Source organism: Lachnoanaerobaculum umeaense (assembly GCF_003589745.1).
In the GTDB taxonomy this organism is placed as follows: domain Bacteria; phylum Bacillota; class Clostridia; order Lachnospirales; family Lachnospiraceae; genus Lachnoanaerobaculum; species Lachnoanaerobaculum umeaense.
Map to the genome: position 1 here is coordinate 751376 of NZ_CP032364.1, position 16360 is coordinate 767735.

The window sequence follows — 16360 nt, forward strand, 5'->3', positions numbered from 1 at the left end:
TAAAAAATAGAGGAATAAAAAATGCAGATTATTGGAATTTTAGGAATTATTCTATCTCTTGGGCTTCTTATGTACCTTGCATTTAAAGGCTTTTCAGTTGTTGCTGTTGCACCACTCTTGGCTTTACTTGCAGTAGTTATTGGTACATTATCAATGGGAGAAGACCCACATTTAATGGCACATTACACCGAAGTATTTATGGTGAGTCTTGGAAAATATGTTCGTAACTATTTCCCAATATTTTTACTTGGTGCTATTTTTGGAAAAATGCTTGAGGATTCAGGCTCGGCAGATGCTATTTCAGGTTTTATCACATCAAAACTTGGAAGCCATATGGCAATCTTGTCAGTTGTATTGTCATGTTCATTGTTGACATACGGTGGTGTATCTTTGTTCGTTGTTGCTTTTGCAATTTACCCAATTGGAGCAAAGCTTTTTAAAGAAGTTGAGATTCCAAAGAGAATTCTCCCGGGTGCTATTGCATTAGGTGCATTTACATATACAATGACTGCAATCCCTGGTTCACCACAGATTCAAAATGCTATACCTATGAAGTATTTTGGAACAGACGCATTTGCTGCTCCTGTACTTGGTATTATTGCAACAGTTATAATGTTTGGACTTGGAATGGCTTGGTTATCATTCCGTGCAAAGACAGCTAAACAAAAGGGTGAAGGATATGGACAGCATAATGAGCATTTTAAGACAGGTGAAGAGAAGAAGGATTTACCTCCATTTATAATAGCACTTGCTCCAATCCTTGCAGTTCTTGTTATAAACTATGTTTTATCAAGAATAATTTATCCTAGCATTGATGGAAGCTATCTTGAGGCTAAACCATATGAAACAACTTTAAAGGCTGTAACAGGAAACTGGTCTTTGATTATAGCTTTGTTTGTGGGTATTATTATAACAGTTGTACTTAATTTTAAGAGATTTGACGATGTAGTAAAGACTATGACAGTTGGAACTAATGGTTCATTCCTTGCAATATTCAATACAGCATCAGAGACTGGTTATGGTAATGTTATTGCAGGTCTTTCAGCATTTGCAATAATAAGCTCCGGAATAGTAAGTATATCTTCTAATCCATTGGTAGGAACAGCGGTTTCAAGTTCTGTTTTGGCAGGTGTTACAGGATCAGCATCAGGTGGATTGTCTATAGCACTTGAGACTATGGGAAAACAGTTCCTTGAAATAGCAGTTTCAAGAGGAATTAATCCACAGGTGCTTCATAGAGTTGCTTCTATAGCTTGTGGTGGTATGGATACATTGCCACATAATGGTGCGGTTATTACATTGCTAGGTATTACAGGAATGACACATAAAGATTCATATGCAGATATCGGTATGTGTACAGTAATCATTCCGTTAATAGCTGTAACTGTAATTATAATTTGTGCAAGCTTTGGAATAGTTTAAAAATGCTATAGTGAGCTTTATATAGCATTTCTTATATATTATTTTAGGGAACTTGAAGTAAGACATTGTACTAAGAAAAGGGGGTGCCGTTTGTGAATTTTATAAATTATGAACAGGACGGAATGGTAGGTATCATTACAATTAACAGACCTGAGGCTTTGAATGCTTTGAATTCAGCTGTGTTGGATGAACTGAATGGTTGCTTGGATGGTATTGATACAAATGTTGTGAGAGCTATTGTTTTGACAGGTGCAGGAAATAAGTCATTTGTAGCAGGTGCCGATATTGGTGAGATGAGTAAGCTTAGTCCCGCAGAGGGTGAAGCTTTCGGAAAGAAGGGAAATGATGTATTCAGAAAGATTGAGACTTTCCCAATACCTGTTATAGCTGCCGTAAACGGATTTGCACTTGGGGGTGGATGCGAGATTGCAATGAGTTGTGATATTCGTATATGTTCCGATAATGCAATGTTTGGTCAGCCGGAGGTTGGACTTGGTATTACACCGGGATTTGGTGGAACGCAGAGACTTGCAAGATTGGTTGGTGCCGGAATGGCAAAACAGCTGATTTATACAGCAAGAAACATAAAGGCAGATGAAGCATTGAGAATCGGACTTGTTAATGCGGTATATCCACAAGAGGAGCTTTTGGGAGTCGCTAAGAAGATGGCCGGTAATATAGCACAGAATGCACCTATTGCAGTTCGTGCATGTAAGAAGGCTATTAATGATGGACTTGACGCAAAGATGGATGACGCTATAGTTATCGAAGAGAAACTGTTTGGTAGTTGTTTTGCAACACATGACCAGGTAGAAGGTATGAGTGCTTTCCTTGAGAAGAGAAAAGAAAAGAATTTTACTAATTCATAGAATGCTGTTTGTGTTAATAGTGTTCAATTACAATAAAGCATCTTCCATTTTAAATTGAGATGAGGGATGGAATATGCAAATATTGATAATAAATGTAAAGGTTCGTTTTACATTTGTTTGTATATAGGTGAAAGAAAACTAAGAAAGGATAACGCAAACAAAGACTTTCACTATTTATGTTTGCACTTGGATTTATTCAAGTAGGGTATGATTCATGGATTTTACTTTAGACAAGAAACATGAGATGGCAAGAGCCCTCTTTAGGGAGTTTGCCGAAAAGGAAGTAAAACCTCTTGCGGTAGAGGTAGATGAAACAGAAGTATTTCCAAGAGAAACTGTAACTAAGCTTGCAAAGTACGGTTTTCTTGGTATTCCTGTAGCAAAGGAGTATGGAGGACAGGGAGCTGATCCATTAGCTTACATTATGTGCGTAGAAGAGCTGTCAAAGGTTTGTGCTACAACAGGTGTTATCGTTTCAGCACATACATCACTTTGTGCAGATCCTATTTTCATGTATGGAACACCTGAACAGAAGGAAAAATACCTTGTACCATTGGCAAATGGTGAGAAGCTTGGAGCTTTTGCACTTACAGAGCCTAACGCAGGTACAGATGCACAGGGTGCGGTTACAAAGGCTGTACTTGATGGTGATGAGTATGTACTTAATGGCTCAAAGATTTTTATCACAAATGGTAAAGAAGCAGATATCTATGTTGTAATAGCATGTACAGAGATAAAGGTAGATGCAAAGGGAAGACAAAAGAAGATTTTCTCTGCATTTATAGTTGAGAAGGATACACCGGGATTCGGATTCGGAACAAAGGAAAAGAAGATGGGTATCAGAGGTTCATCTACTTATGAGCTTATATTTACAGATTGCAGAGTTCCAAAGGAGAACATGCTCGGCCCTGCAGGTAAGGGATTCGGTATAGCAATGCATACTCTTGATGGTGGTCGTATCGGTATTGCTGCACAGGCACTAGGTATAGCAGAGGGAGCACTTGAGAGAACAGTTGCATATGTAAAAGAGAGAAAGCAGTTTGGAAGATCTATCGGTGCATTCCAAAATACACAGTTTGAGTTAGCGAATATGGCAACCAAAGTAAAAGCGGCACAGATGCTTGTATATAGAGCAGCTATGGCTAAAGCAACCCAGAAGAATTATTCAGAGGAAGCAGCTATGGCTAAGTTGTTTGCGGCAGAAGTAGCTATGGAAGTTACTACAAAGGCAGTACAGCTTCACGGTGGATATGGATATACAAGAGAATATGAGATTGAAAGAATGATGCGTGATGCTAAGATTACAGAAGTGTACGAGGGAACAAGCGAAGTACAAAGAATGGTAATTTCAGGCGGATTGCTTAAATAATTGTGCTATTACGAATGGAGGATGTCATGAAGATAGTTGTTTGTATTAAACAAGTGCCTGATACAAAGGGCGGAGTTGTTTTCAACCCTGACGGCACATTAAATAGAGGAGCTATGCTTACAATTATGAACCCGGATGATAAGGCGGGTCTTGAGGCAGCTCTTAGACTTAAAGATAAATATGGTGCAGAAGTTACAGTTGTTACTATGGGACTTCCAAAGGCTGATGAAGTACTTAGAGAAGCGTTGGCAATGGGAGCAGACAATGCTGTACTTATAACAGACAGAGTACTTGGTGGAGCAGATACATGGGCTACATCACAGACTATAGCAGGAGCGCTTAGAAAATTAGAGTATGATCTTATTATAACAGGTCGTCAGGCTATAGATGGAGATACAGCACAAGTAGGTCCACAGATATCAGAGCATTTAGATATACCTGTTATCAGCTATGCACAGAAGATAGAGATAGATGGCGACAGTGTAGTGGTAGAGCGTCAGTTTGATGACAGATATCATGTATTGAAAGCAAAGATGCCGGTACTTGTTACAGCATTATCAGAGCTGAATGAGCCAAGATATATGACTCCTGGCGGTATTTTTGATGCATATGACAAAGAAGTTACTGTACTTTCAAGAGCAGACCTTATAGATGTAGATGATTCCAATATAGGACTTAAGGGATCACCAACTCAGATAGCAAAGGCATCTGACAAGGTAAGAAAGGGTGCAGGAGAGCAGGTAAACCTTGGTGCATCAGAATCTGTTGATTACATCATAGGCAAATTAAAAGAAACACATATCATCTAAAAAGGAGTCGTTTATGAGACAAAATACAGAAGAATACAGGGGAGTGTTTACATTTGCCCAGCAGGTAGACGGCAAATTGAGCAGTATTTCTCTTGAGCTTATAGGAAAAGGTAAGGATTTAGCTGCTGACCTTAATACAGAAGTAACAGCAGTACTACTGGGATCTGATGTAAAAGGTCTGGTAGATGAGCTTGCAGAGCATGGTGCAGATAAAGTAATAGTAGTGGATGATGCTAAATTAAAAGAGTATCGTACAGAGCCATATACACAGGCATTATCAGCAGTTATAAATGAGTTTAAGCCTGAGATATTCATTATTGGAGCTACAGCAATAGGAAGAGATTTGGGACCTAGAGTATCAGCAAGAGTTGGAACAGGACTTACAGCAGACTGTACACAGCTTGATATAGGAGATTATCCATTAGTAGCAGTTGCAGGAAGAGAGCAGAAGCATAATCAGCTTCTTATGACAAGACCGGCATTTGGTGGAAACACAATAGCTACTATTGCATGCCCTGAGAACAGACCACAGATGGCAACAGTTCGTCCGGGTGTTATGCAAAAGAAGGAAAGAGTGGCAGGAGCAAAGGCAGAGGTAATAGACTTTGATGCTAAGCTGGAAGAGAACAGCAAGTATGTTGAGATCTTAGAGATAGTAAAGAATGCAAAGACAACAGAAGATATCATGGCTGCAAAGATTTTGGTATCAGGAGGTAGAGGAGTAGGTTCAGCAGAGAACTTTAAGATACTTAAGGATTTGGCTGATGCACTCAATGCAACTGTAAGCTGTTCAAGAGCGGTAGTAGATGCAGGTTGGATGCCAAAGGATATGCAGGTAGGACAGACAGGAAAGACGGTTCGTCCACATTTATATTTTGCAATAGGTATTTCAGGTGCAATACAGCATTTGGCAGGTATGGAAGAAGGTGATATCATTATCGCTATCAATAAAGATGAGACAGCACCTATCTTCAGTGTTGCTGACTATGGTATCGTAGGTGATTTGAACAAGATAGTTCCTGCACTTACAGAGAAAATTAAAGCTGAATTAGCTAAGGAAAATTAATATAGATTATCTTTTATAGTATATAATTAATTTTAGTTAGTTATTTTGGGTGGGTTGATTATTCAGCCCACCTTTTTGTTGCAATATTTATTAAAAAATACTTGCAAATGTCCTACTCTTATGCTAATATTGTCAAGTGATGAGCCGGTGTGGCGGAATGGCAGACGCGACAGACTCAAAATCTGTTATTCGAAAGGGTGTGCGAGTTCGAGTCTCGCCACCGGCAGTAAGCTGTGTGAAGTTTTCATGCAGCTTTTTTGTTTGTAAGATGACTTTAAGGAAAAGAATATTGGTTTTTTGTGAAAGCTATAGTATGATAGTGAGTAATTTTAAAAAACGAGAATTAAGGTGAAGAGACTTATTCTTTGACAAATAAAAAGGAGAGTGTAGGAATGAATATTAAAACAATAAGCTTTTTTGGTCGTATTGGCAGAATATTTGCTATCATTTTGGTGATGAGTACTTTGATAGCAACACAGGTATATGCATCGGTTACCCCTATTAAGAGAAGGGAAAATGTTCAAGCTGCTACTGTACCCATTGTACAACCAAAGGAGCTGAGGGGAGTGTGGTTTTCGTATATTGACTGGAGTGAAATGCCATCTGATGTGGAAGCTTTCAAACAGCGTGCAGATCAGGTGATGTCTGATATTAAAAATCGTGGTATGAATGCTATATTTTGTCATGTACACAGCCATTCAGATAGTTATGGTTTGAAATTAAAGGCATTTCCTTTGTCAAAGTATATGGTTACAAAGAATTCGTCTTCTACATTTGATCCTCTAGAGTATATGTTAGAAAGTGCCCATAAAAATGGACTTGCCTTCCATGCATGGGTAAATCCTTACAGGGTGACAAATTCAATGGTTCAGTGGGGAGAGGTGCCGGAAAGTTCTATTGTAAAGCAGTGGGCGTCAAATCCTGACAAGCAAAGAAATGTACTCTTGCATAATGGAAGTTATTATTTAAATCCTTCGAGTGAAGAGGTTCGTAATTATTTAGTAAATTCAATACGTGAGATATGTGAAAATTATGCTGTAGATGGTATTCAGTTTGATGATTATTTTTATCCTTCATTAAATAACAATGATCCGGCAAAAAGCTTTGATAAGCCGGAATATGATGCATCAGGTAGCAATCTTGGTATTACACAGTGGAGAAGAAATAATGTTTCAATGTTGGTAAAAGATGTATACAAGACAGTTCATCAGGTGCGTCCTCAGGCTGTATTTGGAGTCAGTCCGGTAGCTCTTTTATCATCGCTTAGAAGTAATGATTCATACTTTGTAGATATTGATACATGGATGGTTTCAAATGAATATATTGACTATATAATGCCACAGCTCTACCATGGTTTTGAGGCAAAAAATAAAAAAGGTGAGTCTGCTCCACATGCGTATGAGAATTGTTTGAATAGTTGGGTTGAACTTAAAAGAAAGAGTAATAGTAGTGTAAAGTTATGTATAGGTCTTGGGCTGTATAGAACCGGAAAGAATATAAAGGATGGGAATGAAGTCTCAGAATGGCTAAGATACAATGATATTTTATTAAGACAGGTAAAGTCTGCTAGAGAGAGTGGAGCTGTTGACGGATATGGAATATTTGCATATCAAAACTTTAGAGAGGCACCTGCAGCCATTGAGTTGGATAATTTACAGACTGTATTTAATTAAATATATTTTAGGTGGATTGATTATCAGTCCGCCTTTTTCATTGTTATGGAAAAGTATATATTTTTGTGCTAGAATACATCAAAGAATTTTATAAGGTTTTATAAAGGTGGTAATATGGACTATAGTAAAGAAGCACTAAAATTGCATGAGGCAAATGGAGGTAAGGTTGCCGTTGTAAGTAAGATAAAAATAAATACTAGAGATGATTTGAGTACCGCATACACTCCCGGAGTAGCTGAACCTTGTAGGGAGATTGCAAAAGATCCTAAAAATGTTTGGAAATATACGGCCAAGAAGAATTTGGTAGCAGTGATTTCTGACGGAACAGCAGTTCTTGGTCTGGGTGATATCGGACCTAAGGCAGCTATGCCTGTAATGGAGGGAAAGGCTATACTGTTTAAAGAGTTTGGCGATGTAGATGCATTTCCTATATGCCTTGATACAAAGGATGCAGAGGGGATAATAAAAACTGTAAAGAATATTGCACCATGCTTTGGTGGAATAAACTTAGAGGATATTGCATCACCAAAATGCTTTGAAATAGAAGAAAGACTCGAGAAAGAGCTTGAGATACCTGTATTTCATGATGATCAGCATGGTACTGCAATAGTAGTTACGGCGGCTCTCATTAATGCTCTAAAACTTGTAAAAAAGGAAATGGCTGATATAAAGGTAGTTTTAAATGGACCGGGAAGTGCCGGTACAGCTATTATAAAGATGCTTTTAGAGTCTGGAGTAAAGAATATAATAGCATGTGATGAATTTGGTGTTTTATATAAGGATAGAGTAGAAGGTATCAAGGATCATAAAAAATGGCTATGTACAGTTACAAACCTTGAGGATATGAGAGGCGAATTGGCAGATGCACTGGTAGAAGCGGATGTATTTATAGGAGTTTCTGTGGCAAATATTCTTACAAAGGATATGATAAAAACAATGGCTAAGGATCCTATAGTATTTGCTATGGCAAATCCAAATCCGGAGATTTCATATGATGAGGCTATAAAAGCAGGCGTAGCTGTAATGGGCACGGGAAGAAGTGATAGACCGAATCAGATAAATAATGTACTTGCTTTTCCCGGAATATTTAGAGGTGCCCTTAATGCAAGTGCAAGAGATATAAATTATACTATGAAAAAAGCTGCGGCAAAAGCTATTGCAGATTATATAAGACCTGAGGATCTGAGTGCCGAAAATATTATACCTTCCGCACTTGATAAGTTGGTAGCAGAAACAGTGGCCAAAGCGGTGGAAAAAGCAGCTATAGAAAGTGGCAGTGTTAGGAAGTAAATTATGGTAAGTATTAAAGATATTTTTTTGTTCTCGTATAGAGAGTTAAAGAAGGTAAGGACAATTACAACAGTTGCAATGTTCGTTGCAATTTCTATTATATTAGGAGCTTTTACAGTCCCTATAGGCAATTTTTTGAAGATTGGTTTTTCTTCATTGACGACTGTAAGTATAGGATATTTATTTGGACCTATAGTTGGAAGCATATTTGGTGCAATTACTGATATTGTAAAGTATATGATGAAACCTACAGGGCCTTTCTTTCCCGGTTTTACATTTAACGCTATTATCGCAGGTATTATGTATGGAAGTATTTTATATAAGAAGCCTGTCTCAATAAAGAGAATTTTAGCAGCTGAAATTTTGGTAAGCTTATTATGTAATATATTGCTTGGTACACTTTGGCTAAATATACTATATGGAAAAGCTTTCCTTGCTATTTTGCCGATGAGAGCTGTTAAAAATATAATTTTACTTCCTATAAACAGTTTTATGGCATTTGTTATATTAAAGTTTATGGAACAACATAATTTAAGAAAAAACTTTGATTAGTATAATAAAATATAGTAGATAAAAACCGATTTTAAGTACTTGTTTACAGTTCAGGTAGCTCCTTTAGAGCTTTTGTTTTACAATCCTAATCGAAACTCTTTCTTAAAACTTCGCAGGATTTTACGCAGTCTGCAAAAACTCGTTTGTTCGCTTGGGGAGCAGCGAACTGCACTCAAACAAGTCACAAGCTGCTTAATCTGAGTCTCGTTTTCACGAAAGAGTTAAACGCTACAAGGATTGTAAAATTAAAAGTCTCAAGATATATGGTACCTGAACTGTAACAGTACTTGAAAAAACATGAGATAATATAAAAAAGTACTTGCAATCGGTTTTTAGATGTGCTATCCTAGTATGGCTGTGACATTGATAGCTATGAAACATAGGTTGCCGTTTAACGGGTTTTATGTGGAGCGAAGGTCATGTTGCAAAAACTGGCGACAAGTCACTGTACAAACAGCATCTCATATTGAGTAATTCCGTGGGTTTATATTTATGATACGCACGGAAGAGTGTACAGTCACCGCTTGTCAATTTCTTTTATAAGATTGAAAAGGAGGCGGCTTTTTTTATGGCAAATCAGGTAATGAGAATCACATTAAAAGCTTATGATCACCAATTAGTTGACAGCTGTGCTGCAAGAATTGTTGATACTGTAAAGAAGACAGGAGCAGCTGTTTCAGGACCTGTTCCACTACCAACAAAGAAGGAAGTGGTTACTATCCTTAGAGCTGTACATAAGTACAAAGACTCTCGTGAGCAGTTCGAGCAGAGAACACACAAGAGACTGATTGATGTCATTGCACCATCACAGAAGACTGTTGATGCACTTTCCAGATTGGAAATGCCGGCAGGTGTGAACATAGACATCAAAATGAAGAGTAGATAATCCGCTAATTGGCGTTAATCCTGCTCTAGGATGAGCACATAGTGCTCCGCTGTAGAATAAACCAGGAGGTATATTAATGAAGAAGGCAATACTTGCTAGAAAAGTTGGTATGACACAGATTTTCGATGAGAATGGCGTGTTAATACCTGTAACAGTTCTTCTTGCAGGACCATGTGTTGTCACACAGGTTAAGACAGAAGAAAATGATGGATATAATTCGGTGCAGGTTGCATATGGACAGATCCGTACAAAGCTTGTAAACAAGGCTAAGTCAGGTCACCTTGCAAAGGCAGGAGTTGAGAAGACTGTAGTTGAGAAGGGCGATAAGAAGAGAGAAGTTTTCACAGCAGGAAGATTTATCAGAGAGTTCAAGTTTGAGAACGCTGCTGAATATGAATTAAAGAGTGAAATCAAGGCTGATATATTTGCAGCAGGAGATAAGGTTGATGCAACGGCTATCTCAAAGGGTAAAGGATTCCAAGGTGCTATTAAGCGTCATGGACAGTCTAGAGGACCTATGAGTCACGGTTCTAAGTTCCACCGTCATCAGGGTTCAAATGGTTCATCTTCAGATCCAAGCCATGTATTTAAGGGCAAAGGAATGCCTGGACATATGGGTGCAAAGAAGGTAACTACACAGAATCTTGAAATTGTAAGAGTTGATGCAGATAAGAACCTTATCCTTGTAAAGGGTTCAATGCCGGGTTCAAAGAAAGCTTTAATAACATTAAAAGAGACTGTTAAGAAGAAATAACTAACAGAAAGGAGGAACACAAATGGCTAATATATCAGTATTTAATATTGAAGGAAAAGAAGTAGGTAGTATAGAATTAAATGATGCTGTGTTCGGAGTTAATGTTAACGAGCATTTAGTTCATATGGCGGTTGTTGCACAGTTGGCAAACAAGCGTCAGGGAACACAAAAGGCAAAGACTCGCTCTGAAGTTAGTGGTGGTGGAAGAAAGCCTTGGAAGCAAAAAGGTACAGGACATGCGCGTCAGGGTTCAACAAGATCACCTCAATGGAAGGGTGGCGGTGTTGTGTTTGCACCTACTCCAAGAGATTATACGATCAATTTAAATAAAAAAGAGAAGAGAATTGCTCTTAAGAGTGCTCTTACAAGTAGAGTTCTTGAGAACAAGTTTATCGTTGTTGATGATTTCGCAATGTCAGAAATCAAGACAAAGAAGATGCAGCAGACTTTGAATAACTTAAATGTTAAGAAAGCACTTGTTGTATGTGCTGAGAATGAGAAGAACACTGTACTTTCTGTAAGAAATATATATGGTGTTAAGGCTGCTTCACCTAAGAGTATCAATGTATATGATATCTTAAAGTACAATACAGTAGTTGCTTCAAAGGACGCTGTTAAGACTATAGAGGAGGTATATGCGTAATGGCAAATATTCAATATTATGATGTAATACTTAAGCCGGTTATTACAGAGAAGAGCATGCTTGGCATGACAGATAAGAAATATACTTTCCTTGTACATCCTGACTCAAACAAGACAATGATCAAAGAAGCGGTTGAGAAGATGTTTGACGGCGTTAAGGTTTCTAGAGTAAATACTATGAACCAGGATGGAAAGACAAGAAGAAGAGGAATGACAACAGGTAAGACTGCAAAAGTTAAGAAGGCTATTGTGTGGCTTACAGAGGATAGCAAAGAGATCGAGTTATTCCAGGGCTTATAAGCAACAAGAGTTTGCTTTCCCGATATGAAAATCGGGAAATATTATACGGCATCCTGCCGTGATAAAGTGCGTAGCACAAGAAGGAGAAATAAATGGGAATAAAGAAATATAGTCCATATACACCGTCTAGAAGAAATATGACAGGTTTGGACTTTAGCGTAATTACAAAGAGTACTCCTGAGAAGTCATTATTGGCACCAATTAAGAAGAACTCAGGAAGAAACAATCAGGGTAAAATAACAGTTAGACATCGTGGTGGCGGTGCAAAGAGAAAATACAGAATTATCGACTTTAAGAGAAACTCTAAGGACGGAGTTCCTGCAAAGGTTGTTGCTATAGAGTATGATCCAAATAGAACAGCAAATATTGCACTTATTTCATATGTAGATGGTGCAAAGGCTTATATACTTGCTCCTGAAGGTCTTCAGGTTGGAACTACAATTGTAAGTGGTTCAGGTGCAGAGGCTAGAGTTGGAAACTGTTTACCACTTGCAGAGATTCCTGTAGGTGCACAGATTCATAACATTGAGCTTTATCCCGGAAAGGGCGGACAGCTTGTTCGTTCAGCAGGAAATGTAGCACAGCTTATGGCGAAAGAAGGCAAGTATGCAACTCTTCGTCTTCCATCAGGTGAGATGAGAATGGTTCCAATCATTTGTAGAGCTACTATTGGTGTAGTTGGAAATGGTGAGCATTCACTTGTTAAGCTTGGTAAGGCGGGAAGAAAGCGCCATATGGGTATAAGACCTACAGTTCGTGGTTCTGTTATGAACCCTAATGACCATCCACACGGTGGTGGTGAAGGTAAAACCGGAATCGGTCGTCCGGGTCCATCTACTCCTTGGGGCAAGCCGGCTCTTGGTCTTAAGACTAGAAACAAGAAGAAACAGTCTAATAAGTTGATCATCAGAAGAAGAGATGGTAAGGCCGCTACTAAATAAAGGAGGAAAGATAAATGTCACGTTCACTTAAAAAAGGACCATTTGCAGATGCAAGTTTATTAAAGAAAGTTGATGCAATGAACAAGGCTGGCGATAAGAGTGTTATTAAAACATGGTCACGTCGTTCTACAATCTTCCCACAGATGGTAGGTCATACTATTGCTGTTCATGATGGAAGAAAACATGTTCCGGTATATATTACTGAGGATATGGTAGGACATAAGCTTGGTGAGTTTGTTGCTACAAGAACTTATAGAGGACATAAAGCTGACGATAAGAAAGCTTCAAGATAAGAGAGGGTTGAAAGGAGGTTTTTTAAATGGCAAAAGGACATAGATCCCAGATTAAAAGAGAAAGAAATGCAGTTAAGGACACCAGACCATCAGCTAAGCTCTCATATGCCAGAGTACCTGTTCAGAAAGCATGTTTCGTGCTTGATGCGATCAGAGGAAAGAATGTTGGTGAGGCTTTGGGTATTCTTATGTATAGCCCAAGATATGCGTCAAGTGTTATCAAGAAATTAGTAGAGTCAGCAGTTGCTAATGCTGAGAACAATAATAATTTAGATCCTTCTAAATTGTATATTGCAGAATGTTATGCAAGTGATGGCCCTATAATGAAGAGAATTAAGCCTAGAGCACAGGGTAGAGCTTATCGTATCGAGAAGAGAATGAGCCATATCACAGTGGTCTTAGATGAAAGATAGGAGGAGACGCGAAAATGGGACAGAAAGTTAATCCACATGGACTTAGAGTCGGTGTTATAAAAGACTGGAGCTCCAGATGGTACGCTGATAAGGATTTTGCTGATTGTTTAGTAGAAGACTACAATATCAGAAAGTTCTTAAAGAACAAGCTTTATTCAGCTAGCGTATCAGATATTGAAATCGAGCGTGCTTCAGACAGAGTTAGAATAATACTTCATACAGCTAGACCGGGTGTTGTTATCGGTAAGCAGGGTGCTGAAGTTGAAAAGTTAAAGAAGGAAGTATCAAAGTTTACAGATAAGAAGGTATTCATTGATATCAAAGAAATCAAGAGACCGGATAGAGATGCTCAGCTTGTAGCAGAGAATATTGCAGCACAGCTTGAGAATCGTATATCATTCCGTAGAGCAATGAAGTCAACAATGTCAAGAAGTATGAAGGCAGGAGTACTTGGTATCAAGGCAAGCTGTTCAGGACGTCTTGGTGGTGCTGATATGGCTCGTACAGAGTTCTATTCAGAGGGTACAATTCCTCTTCAGACATTAAGAGCTGACATTCAGTATGGTTTTGCCGAGGCAAATACAACATACGGTAAAGTTGGTGTTAAGGTTTGGATATATACCGGTGAGGTGCTTCCTCAGAAGAAAACACAGGAAGGGAGCGTAAAATAATATGTTAATGCCTAAGAGAGTAAAGCGTAGAAAACAGTTTAGAGGTTCTATGGCTGGAAAGGCCCTAAGAGGCAATAAGATCACTTATGGTGAGTATGGTTTAGTGTCCCTTGATCCTTGTTGGATAAAGTCAAACCAGATAGAGGCTGCCAGAGTCGCTATGACTCGTTATATTAAGCGTGGTGGTAAAGTTTGGATAAAGATTTTCCCTGATAAGCCTGTTACAGCAAAACCTGCTGAGACAAGAATGGGTTCAGGAAAGGGATCTACAGAATATTGGGTAGCTGTTGTAAAGCCGGGTCGTGTACTATTTGAGATTGCAGGCGTATCTGAAGAGGTTGCTAGAGAGGCTCTTCGTCTTGCTATGCATAAGCTTCCTTGCAGATGTAAGATAGTTTCAAAGGCTGATTTGGAAGGCGGTGAAACAAGTGAAAACTAATAAATATGTAAATGAATTAAAATCTAAAAGCTTAGAACAGTTGAATGAAGAATTGGTTTCCGCAAAGAAGGAACTTTTCAACCTTAGATTCCAAAATGCAACCAGCCAGTTGGATAACACTTCAAGAATTAAGGAAGTTCGTAGAAACATTGCCAGAATTCAGACAGTTATCACTGAGAATGCAAAATTGGCATAAGATAAAGGAGATAAACCGTGGAGAGAAATCTTAGAAAAACCCGTATCGGCAAGGTTGTTAGCGATAAGATGGATAAGACAATCACTGTTGCAATCGAGGACCATGTAAAGCATCCACTTTATGGCAAGATTGTAAAGAAGACTGTTAAATTCAAAGCACATGATGAGAAGAATGAATGTAACATTGGCGATACTGTAAAAATTATGGAAACAAGACCTCTTTCAAAAGATAAGAGATGGAGACTTGTACAGATAATTGAGAAGGCAAAATAATTAGGTAGGAAGGAGTATCCGGCATGATTCAGCAGGAAACAAGATTGAAGGTGGCCGATAACACTGGAGCAAAAGAATTGCTTACAATTCGTGTTATGGGTGGTTCAACTAGAAGATATGCTCATATCGGCGATATAATCGTCGCTACCGTTAAAGATGCAACACCTGGCGGTGTTGTAAAGAAAGGTGATGTTGTTAAGGCTGTTGTAGTAAGAACAGTTAATAGCACACGCCGTAAAGACGGTTCATACATCAGATTCGATGAAAACGCAGCAGTTATAATCAAGGATGACAAGACTCCAAGAGGTACTCGTATCTTTGGACCGGTTGCAAGAGAACTTCGTGAGAAGCATTTCATGAAAATTGTATCTCTCGCACCTGAAGTATTATAAGGAGGTCTAGCGTGCATAAAATCAAAAGAGACGATATGGTTAAGATCATATCTGGAAAAGATAGAGGCAAGACAGGTAAAGTATTAAAGGTTGATACTAAGAAGAATAGAGTAATAGTTGAAGGCTGTAATATAATTACAAAGCATACAAAACCTAGTATGGCTAACCAGAATGGTGGTATTGTAACTACAGAGGGAACTATTGATATATCAAATGTAATGTTAGTTGTTGATGGTCAGGCTACAAGAGTTGGGTTTGAAGTAAAAGACGGCAAGAAAGTTCGTGTAGCTAAGAAGACCGGCAAGGCTATTGACTAATTGGAAAGGAGGAAAACATGACAAGATTAAGGGACACATATGAGAACGAGATCGTTGCTAAGATGATCGAAAAGTTTGGATATAAGAATCCTATGCAAGTACCAAAGCTTGATAAGATCGTTATCAATATGGCTGTTGGTGAGGCAAAAGACAATGCAAAAGTATTAGACGCTGCAGTTAGAGATCTTGAAATTATCTCCGGACAAAAGGCGGTAGTTACTAAGGCAAAGAAATCAGTTGCTAACTTTAAGCTTAGAGAGGGTATGCCTATCGGTTGTAAGGTAACTCTTCGTGGTTCAAAGATGTATGAGTTTGCTGACAGACTTATAAATCTTGCTCTTCCTAGAGTGCGTGACTTTAGAGGTGTAAATCCTAATGCATTTGATGGTAGAGGAAACTATGCTCTTGGAGTTAAGGAACAGCTTATCTTCCCTGAGATAGAGTATGATAAGATTGATAAGGTGCGTGGTATGGACGTTATATTCGTTACTACAGCAAACACCGATGAAGAAGCTAGAGAACTTTTGACATTATTCAATATGCCATTTTTCAAATAATTTAGGAGGAAGATTTCATGGCAAAGACTTCAATGAAGATTAAGCAGGCTAGACCGGCAAAATTCTCTACAAGAGAATATAGCAGATGTAAAATCTGTGGTCGTCCACATGCTTATCTTAAAAAGTATGGTATCTGTAGAATTTGCTTCCGTGAATTGGCTTATAAGGGTCAAATTCCAGGAGTTAAGAAAGCCAGCTGGTAGGCATTGAACACTTAACGAACGCAAGCAAAGCGAA

At 38.5% G+C, this 16360-nt stretch carries 23 protein-coding genes and 1 tRNA gene; all 24 read left to right on the forward strand.

Translation table 11 applies throughout. From position 1 onward, the window contains the following. Window positions 1–21 precede the first annotated feature (21 nt). Complete coding sequence (locus tag D4A81_RS03340; protein ID WP_111525137.1) at window positions 22–1422, forward strand: GntP family permease; 1401 nt, start codon at window positions 22–24, stop codon at window positions 1420–1422. 92 nt (window positions 1423–1514) lie between these two features. After that, complete coding sequence (locus D4A81_RS03345) at window positions 1515–2291, forward strand: enoyl-CoA hydratase-related protein (RefSeq protein ID WP_111525136.1); 777 nt, start codon at window positions 1515–1517, stop codon at window positions 2289–2291. Between the two features lie 214 nt (window positions 2292–2505). After that, on the forward strand, window positions 2506–3660 hold the full coding sequence (locus D4A81_RS03350; protein ID WP_119808247.1) for an acyl-CoA dehydrogenase: 1155 nt from the start codon (window positions 2506–2508) through the stop codon (window positions 3658–3660). A gap of 26 nt (window positions 3661–3686) precedes the next feature. Then, window positions 3687–4469, forward strand: coding sequence for an electron transfer flavoprotein subunit beta/FixA family protein (locus tag D4A81_RS03355; RefSeq protein ID WP_111526128.1), 783 nt, complete (start codon window positions 3687–3689; stop codon window positions 4467–4469). Between the two features lie 13 nt (window positions 4470–4482). Beyond that, window positions 4483–5535: an electron transfer flavoprotein subunit alpha/FixB family protein gene (locus D4A81_RS03360; RefSeq protein ID WP_119808249.1), complete on the forward strand. Its 1053-nt coding sequence runs from the start codon at window positions 4483–4485 to the stop codon at window positions 5533–5535. 143 nt (window positions 5536–5678) lie between these two features. Further along, window positions 5679–5761 (forward strand) — tRNA-Leu (locus D4A81_RS03365). A 166-nt stretch (window positions 5762–5927) separates the two neighbouring features. Beyond that, window positions 5928–7208 carry a glycoside hydrolase family 10 protein gene (locus tag D4A81_RS03370; protein ID WP_111525460.1) on the forward strand — a complete coding sequence of 427 codons (1281 nt, stop codon included), beginning with the start codon at window positions 5928–5930 and terminating at the stop codon, window positions 7206–7208. A 114-nt stretch (window positions 7209–7322) separates the two neighbouring features. Then, on the forward strand, window positions 7323–8498 hold the full coding sequence (locus D4A81_RS03375; protein WP_111525407.1) for an NAD(P)-dependent malic enzyme: 1176 nt from the start codon (window positions 7323–7325) through the stop codon (window positions 8496–8498). A 3-nt stretch (window positions 8499–8501) separates the two neighbouring features. Beyond that, a complete protein-coding gene (locus tag D4A81_RS03380; protein WP_111525408.1) occupies window positions 8502–9050 on the forward strand; it encodes a folate family ECF transporter S component in 549 nt (182 codons plus the stop codon). A 568-nt stretch (window positions 9051–9618) separates the two neighbouring features. Beyond that, a complete protein-coding gene (gene rpsJ / locus D4A81_RS03385; RefSeq protein ID WP_007593367.1) occupies window positions 9619–9936 on the forward strand; it encodes a 30S ribosomal protein S10 in 318 nt (105 codons plus the stop codon). 76 nt (window positions 9937–10012) lie between these two features. Beyond that, window positions 10013–10690: a 50S ribosomal protein L3 gene (gene rplC, locus D4A81_RS03390; protein WP_111525409.1), complete on the forward strand. Its 678-nt coding sequence runs from the start codon at window positions 10013–10015 to the stop codon at window positions 10688–10690. Between the two features lie 22 nt (window positions 10691–10712). Then, entirely contained in the window at window positions 10713–11333 is a 621-nt protein-coding gene (gene rplD, locus D4A81_RS03395) for a 50S ribosomal protein L4 (RefSeq protein WP_111525410.1), read from the forward strand. Further along, on the forward strand, window positions 11333–11632 hold the full coding sequence (rplW, locus tag D4A81_RS03400) for a 50S ribosomal protein L23 (RefSeq protein ID WP_111525411.1): 300 nt from the start codon (window positions 11333–11335) through the stop codon (window positions 11630–11632). The genes rplD and rplW overlap by 1 nt, the downstream gene beginning before the upstream one ends. 92 nt (window positions 11633–11724) lie before the next feature. Further along, window positions 11725–12573 carry a 50S ribosomal protein L2 gene (gene rplB / locus D4A81_RS03405; protein ID WP_111525412.1) on the forward strand — a complete coding sequence of 283 codons (849 nt, stop codon included), beginning with the start codon at window positions 11725–11727 and terminating at the stop codon, window positions 12571–12573. A 14-nt stretch (window positions 12574–12587) separates the two neighbouring features. Beyond that, window positions 12588–12866: a 30S ribosomal protein S19 gene (gene rpsS, locus D4A81_RS03410; RefSeq protein WP_008752097.1), complete on the forward strand. Its 279-nt coding sequence runs from the start codon at window positions 12588–12590 to the stop codon at window positions 12864–12866. 26 nt (window positions 12867–12892) lie between these two features. Further along, on the forward strand, window positions 12893–13279 hold the full coding sequence (gene rplV, locus D4A81_RS03415; RefSeq protein ID WP_007593354.1) for a 50S ribosomal protein L22: 387 nt from the start codon (window positions 12893–12895) through the stop codon (window positions 13277–13279). Between the two features lie 14 nt (window positions 13280–13293). Continuing rightward, entirely contained in the window at window positions 13294–13950 is a 657-nt protein-coding gene (gene rpsC / locus D4A81_RS03420; RefSeq protein ID WP_111525413.1) for a 30S ribosomal protein S3, read from the forward strand. A gap of 1 nt (window position 13951) precedes the next feature. After that, on the forward strand, window positions 13952–14389 hold the full coding sequence (gene rplP / locus D4A81_RS03425; protein WP_111525414.1) for a 50S ribosomal protein L16: 438 nt from the start codon (window positions 13952–13954) through the stop codon (window positions 14387–14389). Beyond that, a complete protein-coding gene (gene rpmC / locus D4A81_RS03430) occupies window positions 14379–14585 on the forward strand; it encodes a 50S ribosomal protein L29 (RefSeq protein ID WP_111525415.1) in 207 nt (68 codons plus the stop codon). Before rplP ends, rpmC begins: the two co-directional genes overlap by 11 nt. 17 nt (window positions 14586–14602) lie before the next feature. Continuing rightward, window positions 14603–14857, forward strand: a complete 255-nt coding sequence (rpsQ, locus tag D4A81_RS03435) for a 30S ribosomal protein S17 (protein ID WP_007593341.1) — start codon at window positions 14603–14605, stop codon at window positions 14855–14857. Between the two features lie 23 nt (window positions 14858–14880). Continuing rightward, window positions 14881–15249 (forward strand): 50S ribosomal protein L14, encoded by a 369-nt coding sequence (gene rplN, locus D4A81_RS03440; protein ID WP_111525416.1) that lies wholly within the window; start codon window positions 14881–14883, stop codon window positions 15247–15249. A gap of 11 nt (window positions 15250–15260) precedes the next feature. After that, window positions 15261–15566 carry a 50S ribosomal protein L24 gene (gene rplX, locus D4A81_RS03445; protein ID WP_111525417.1) on the forward strand — a complete coding sequence of 102 codons (306 nt, stop codon included), beginning with the start codon at window positions 15261–15263 and terminating at the stop codon, window positions 15564–15566. A 17-nt stretch (window positions 15567–15583) separates the two neighbouring features. Then, window positions 15584–16123 (forward strand): 50S ribosomal protein L5, encoded by a 540-nt coding sequence (gene rplE / locus D4A81_RS03450; RefSeq protein ID WP_111525418.1) that lies wholly within the window; start codon window positions 15584–15586, stop codon window positions 16121–16123. A 17-nt stretch (window positions 16124–16140) separates the two neighbouring features. Continuing rightward, window positions 16141–16326, forward strand: coding sequence for a type Z 30S ribosomal protein S14 (locus D4A81_RS03455; RefSeq protein WP_007593336.1), 186 nt, complete (start codon window positions 16141–16143; stop codon window positions 16324–16326). The last annotated feature ends 34 nt before the right edge of the window (window positions 16327–16360 follow it).

Excerpts from the sequence above, each read along its gene's own strand:
- rplN (WP_111525416.1), top strand. The coding sequence starts at position 14,881 with ATGATTCAGCAGGAAACAAGATTGAAGGTGGCCGATAACACTGGAGCA.
- rplP (WP_111525414.1), top strand. The coding sequence starts at position 13,952 with ATGTTAATGCCTAAGAGAGTAAAGCGTAGAAAACAGTTTAGAGGTTCT.
- D4A81_RS03360 (WP_119808249.1), top strand. The coding sequence starts at position 4,483 with ATGAGACAAAATACAGAAGAATACAGGGGAGTGTTTACATTTGCCCAG.
- rplB (WP_111525412.1), top strand. The coding sequence starts at position 11,725 with ATGGGAATAAAGAAATATAGTCCATATACACCGTCTAGAAGAAATATG.
- D4A81_RS03380 (WP_111525408.1), top strand. The coding sequence starts at position 8,502 with ATGGTAAGTATTAAAGATATTTTTTTGTTCTCGTATAGAGAGTTAAAG.
- D4A81_RS03340 (WP_111525137.1), top strand. The coding sequence starts at position 22 with ATGCAGATTATTGGAATTTTAGGAATTATTCTATCTCTTGGGCTTCTT.
- rplD (WP_111525410.1), top strand. The coding sequence starts at position 10,713 with ATGGCTAATATATCAGTATTTAATATTGAAGGAAAAGAAGTAGGTAGT.
- D4A81_RS03455 (WP_007593336.1), top strand. The coding sequence starts at position 16,141 with ATGGCAAAGACTTCAATGAAGATTAAGCAGGCTAGACCGGCAAAATTC.
- rpsS (WP_008752097.1), top strand. The coding sequence starts at position 12,588 with ATGTCACGTTCACTTAAAAAAGGACCATTTGCAGATGCAAGTTTATTA.
- rplW (WP_111525411.1), top strand. The coding sequence starts at position 11,333 with ATGGCAAATATTCAATATTATGATGTAATACTTAAGCCGGTTATTACA.
- rplV (WP_007593354.1), top strand. The coding sequence starts at position 12,893 with ATGGCAAAAGGACATAGATCCCAGATTAAAAGAGAAAGAAATGCAGTT.
- D4A81_RS03370 (WP_111525460.1), top strand. The coding sequence starts at position 5,928 with ATGAATATTAAAACAATAAGCTTTTTTGGTCGTATTGGCAGAATATTT.
- rpsJ (WP_007593367.1), top strand. The coding sequence starts at position 9,619 with ATGGCAAATCAGGTAATGAGAATCACATTAAAAGCTTATGATCACCAA.
- D4A81_RS03355 (WP_111526128.1), top strand. The coding sequence starts at position 3,687 with ATGAAGATAGTTGTTTGTATTAAACAAGTGCCTGATACAAAGGGCGGA.
- rpsC (WP_111525413.1), top strand. The coding sequence starts at position 13,294 with ATGGGACAGAAAGTTAATCCACATGGACTTAGAGTCGGTGTTATAAAA.
- D4A81_RS03350 (WP_119808247.1), top strand. The coding sequence starts at position 2,506 with ATGGATTTTACTTTAGACAAGAAACATGAGATGGCAAGAGCCCTCTTT.
- D4A81_RS03375 (WP_111525407.1), top strand. The coding sequence starts at position 7,323 with ATGGACTATAGTAAAGAAGCACTAAAATTGCATGAGGCAAATGGAGGT.
- rplE (WP_111525418.1), top strand. The coding sequence starts at position 15,584 with ATGACAAGATTAAGGGACACATATGAGAACGAGATCGTTGCTAAGATG.
- rplC (WP_111525409.1), top strand. The coding sequence starts at position 10,013 with ATGAAGAAGGCAATACTTGCTAGAAAAGTTGGTATGACACAGATTTTC.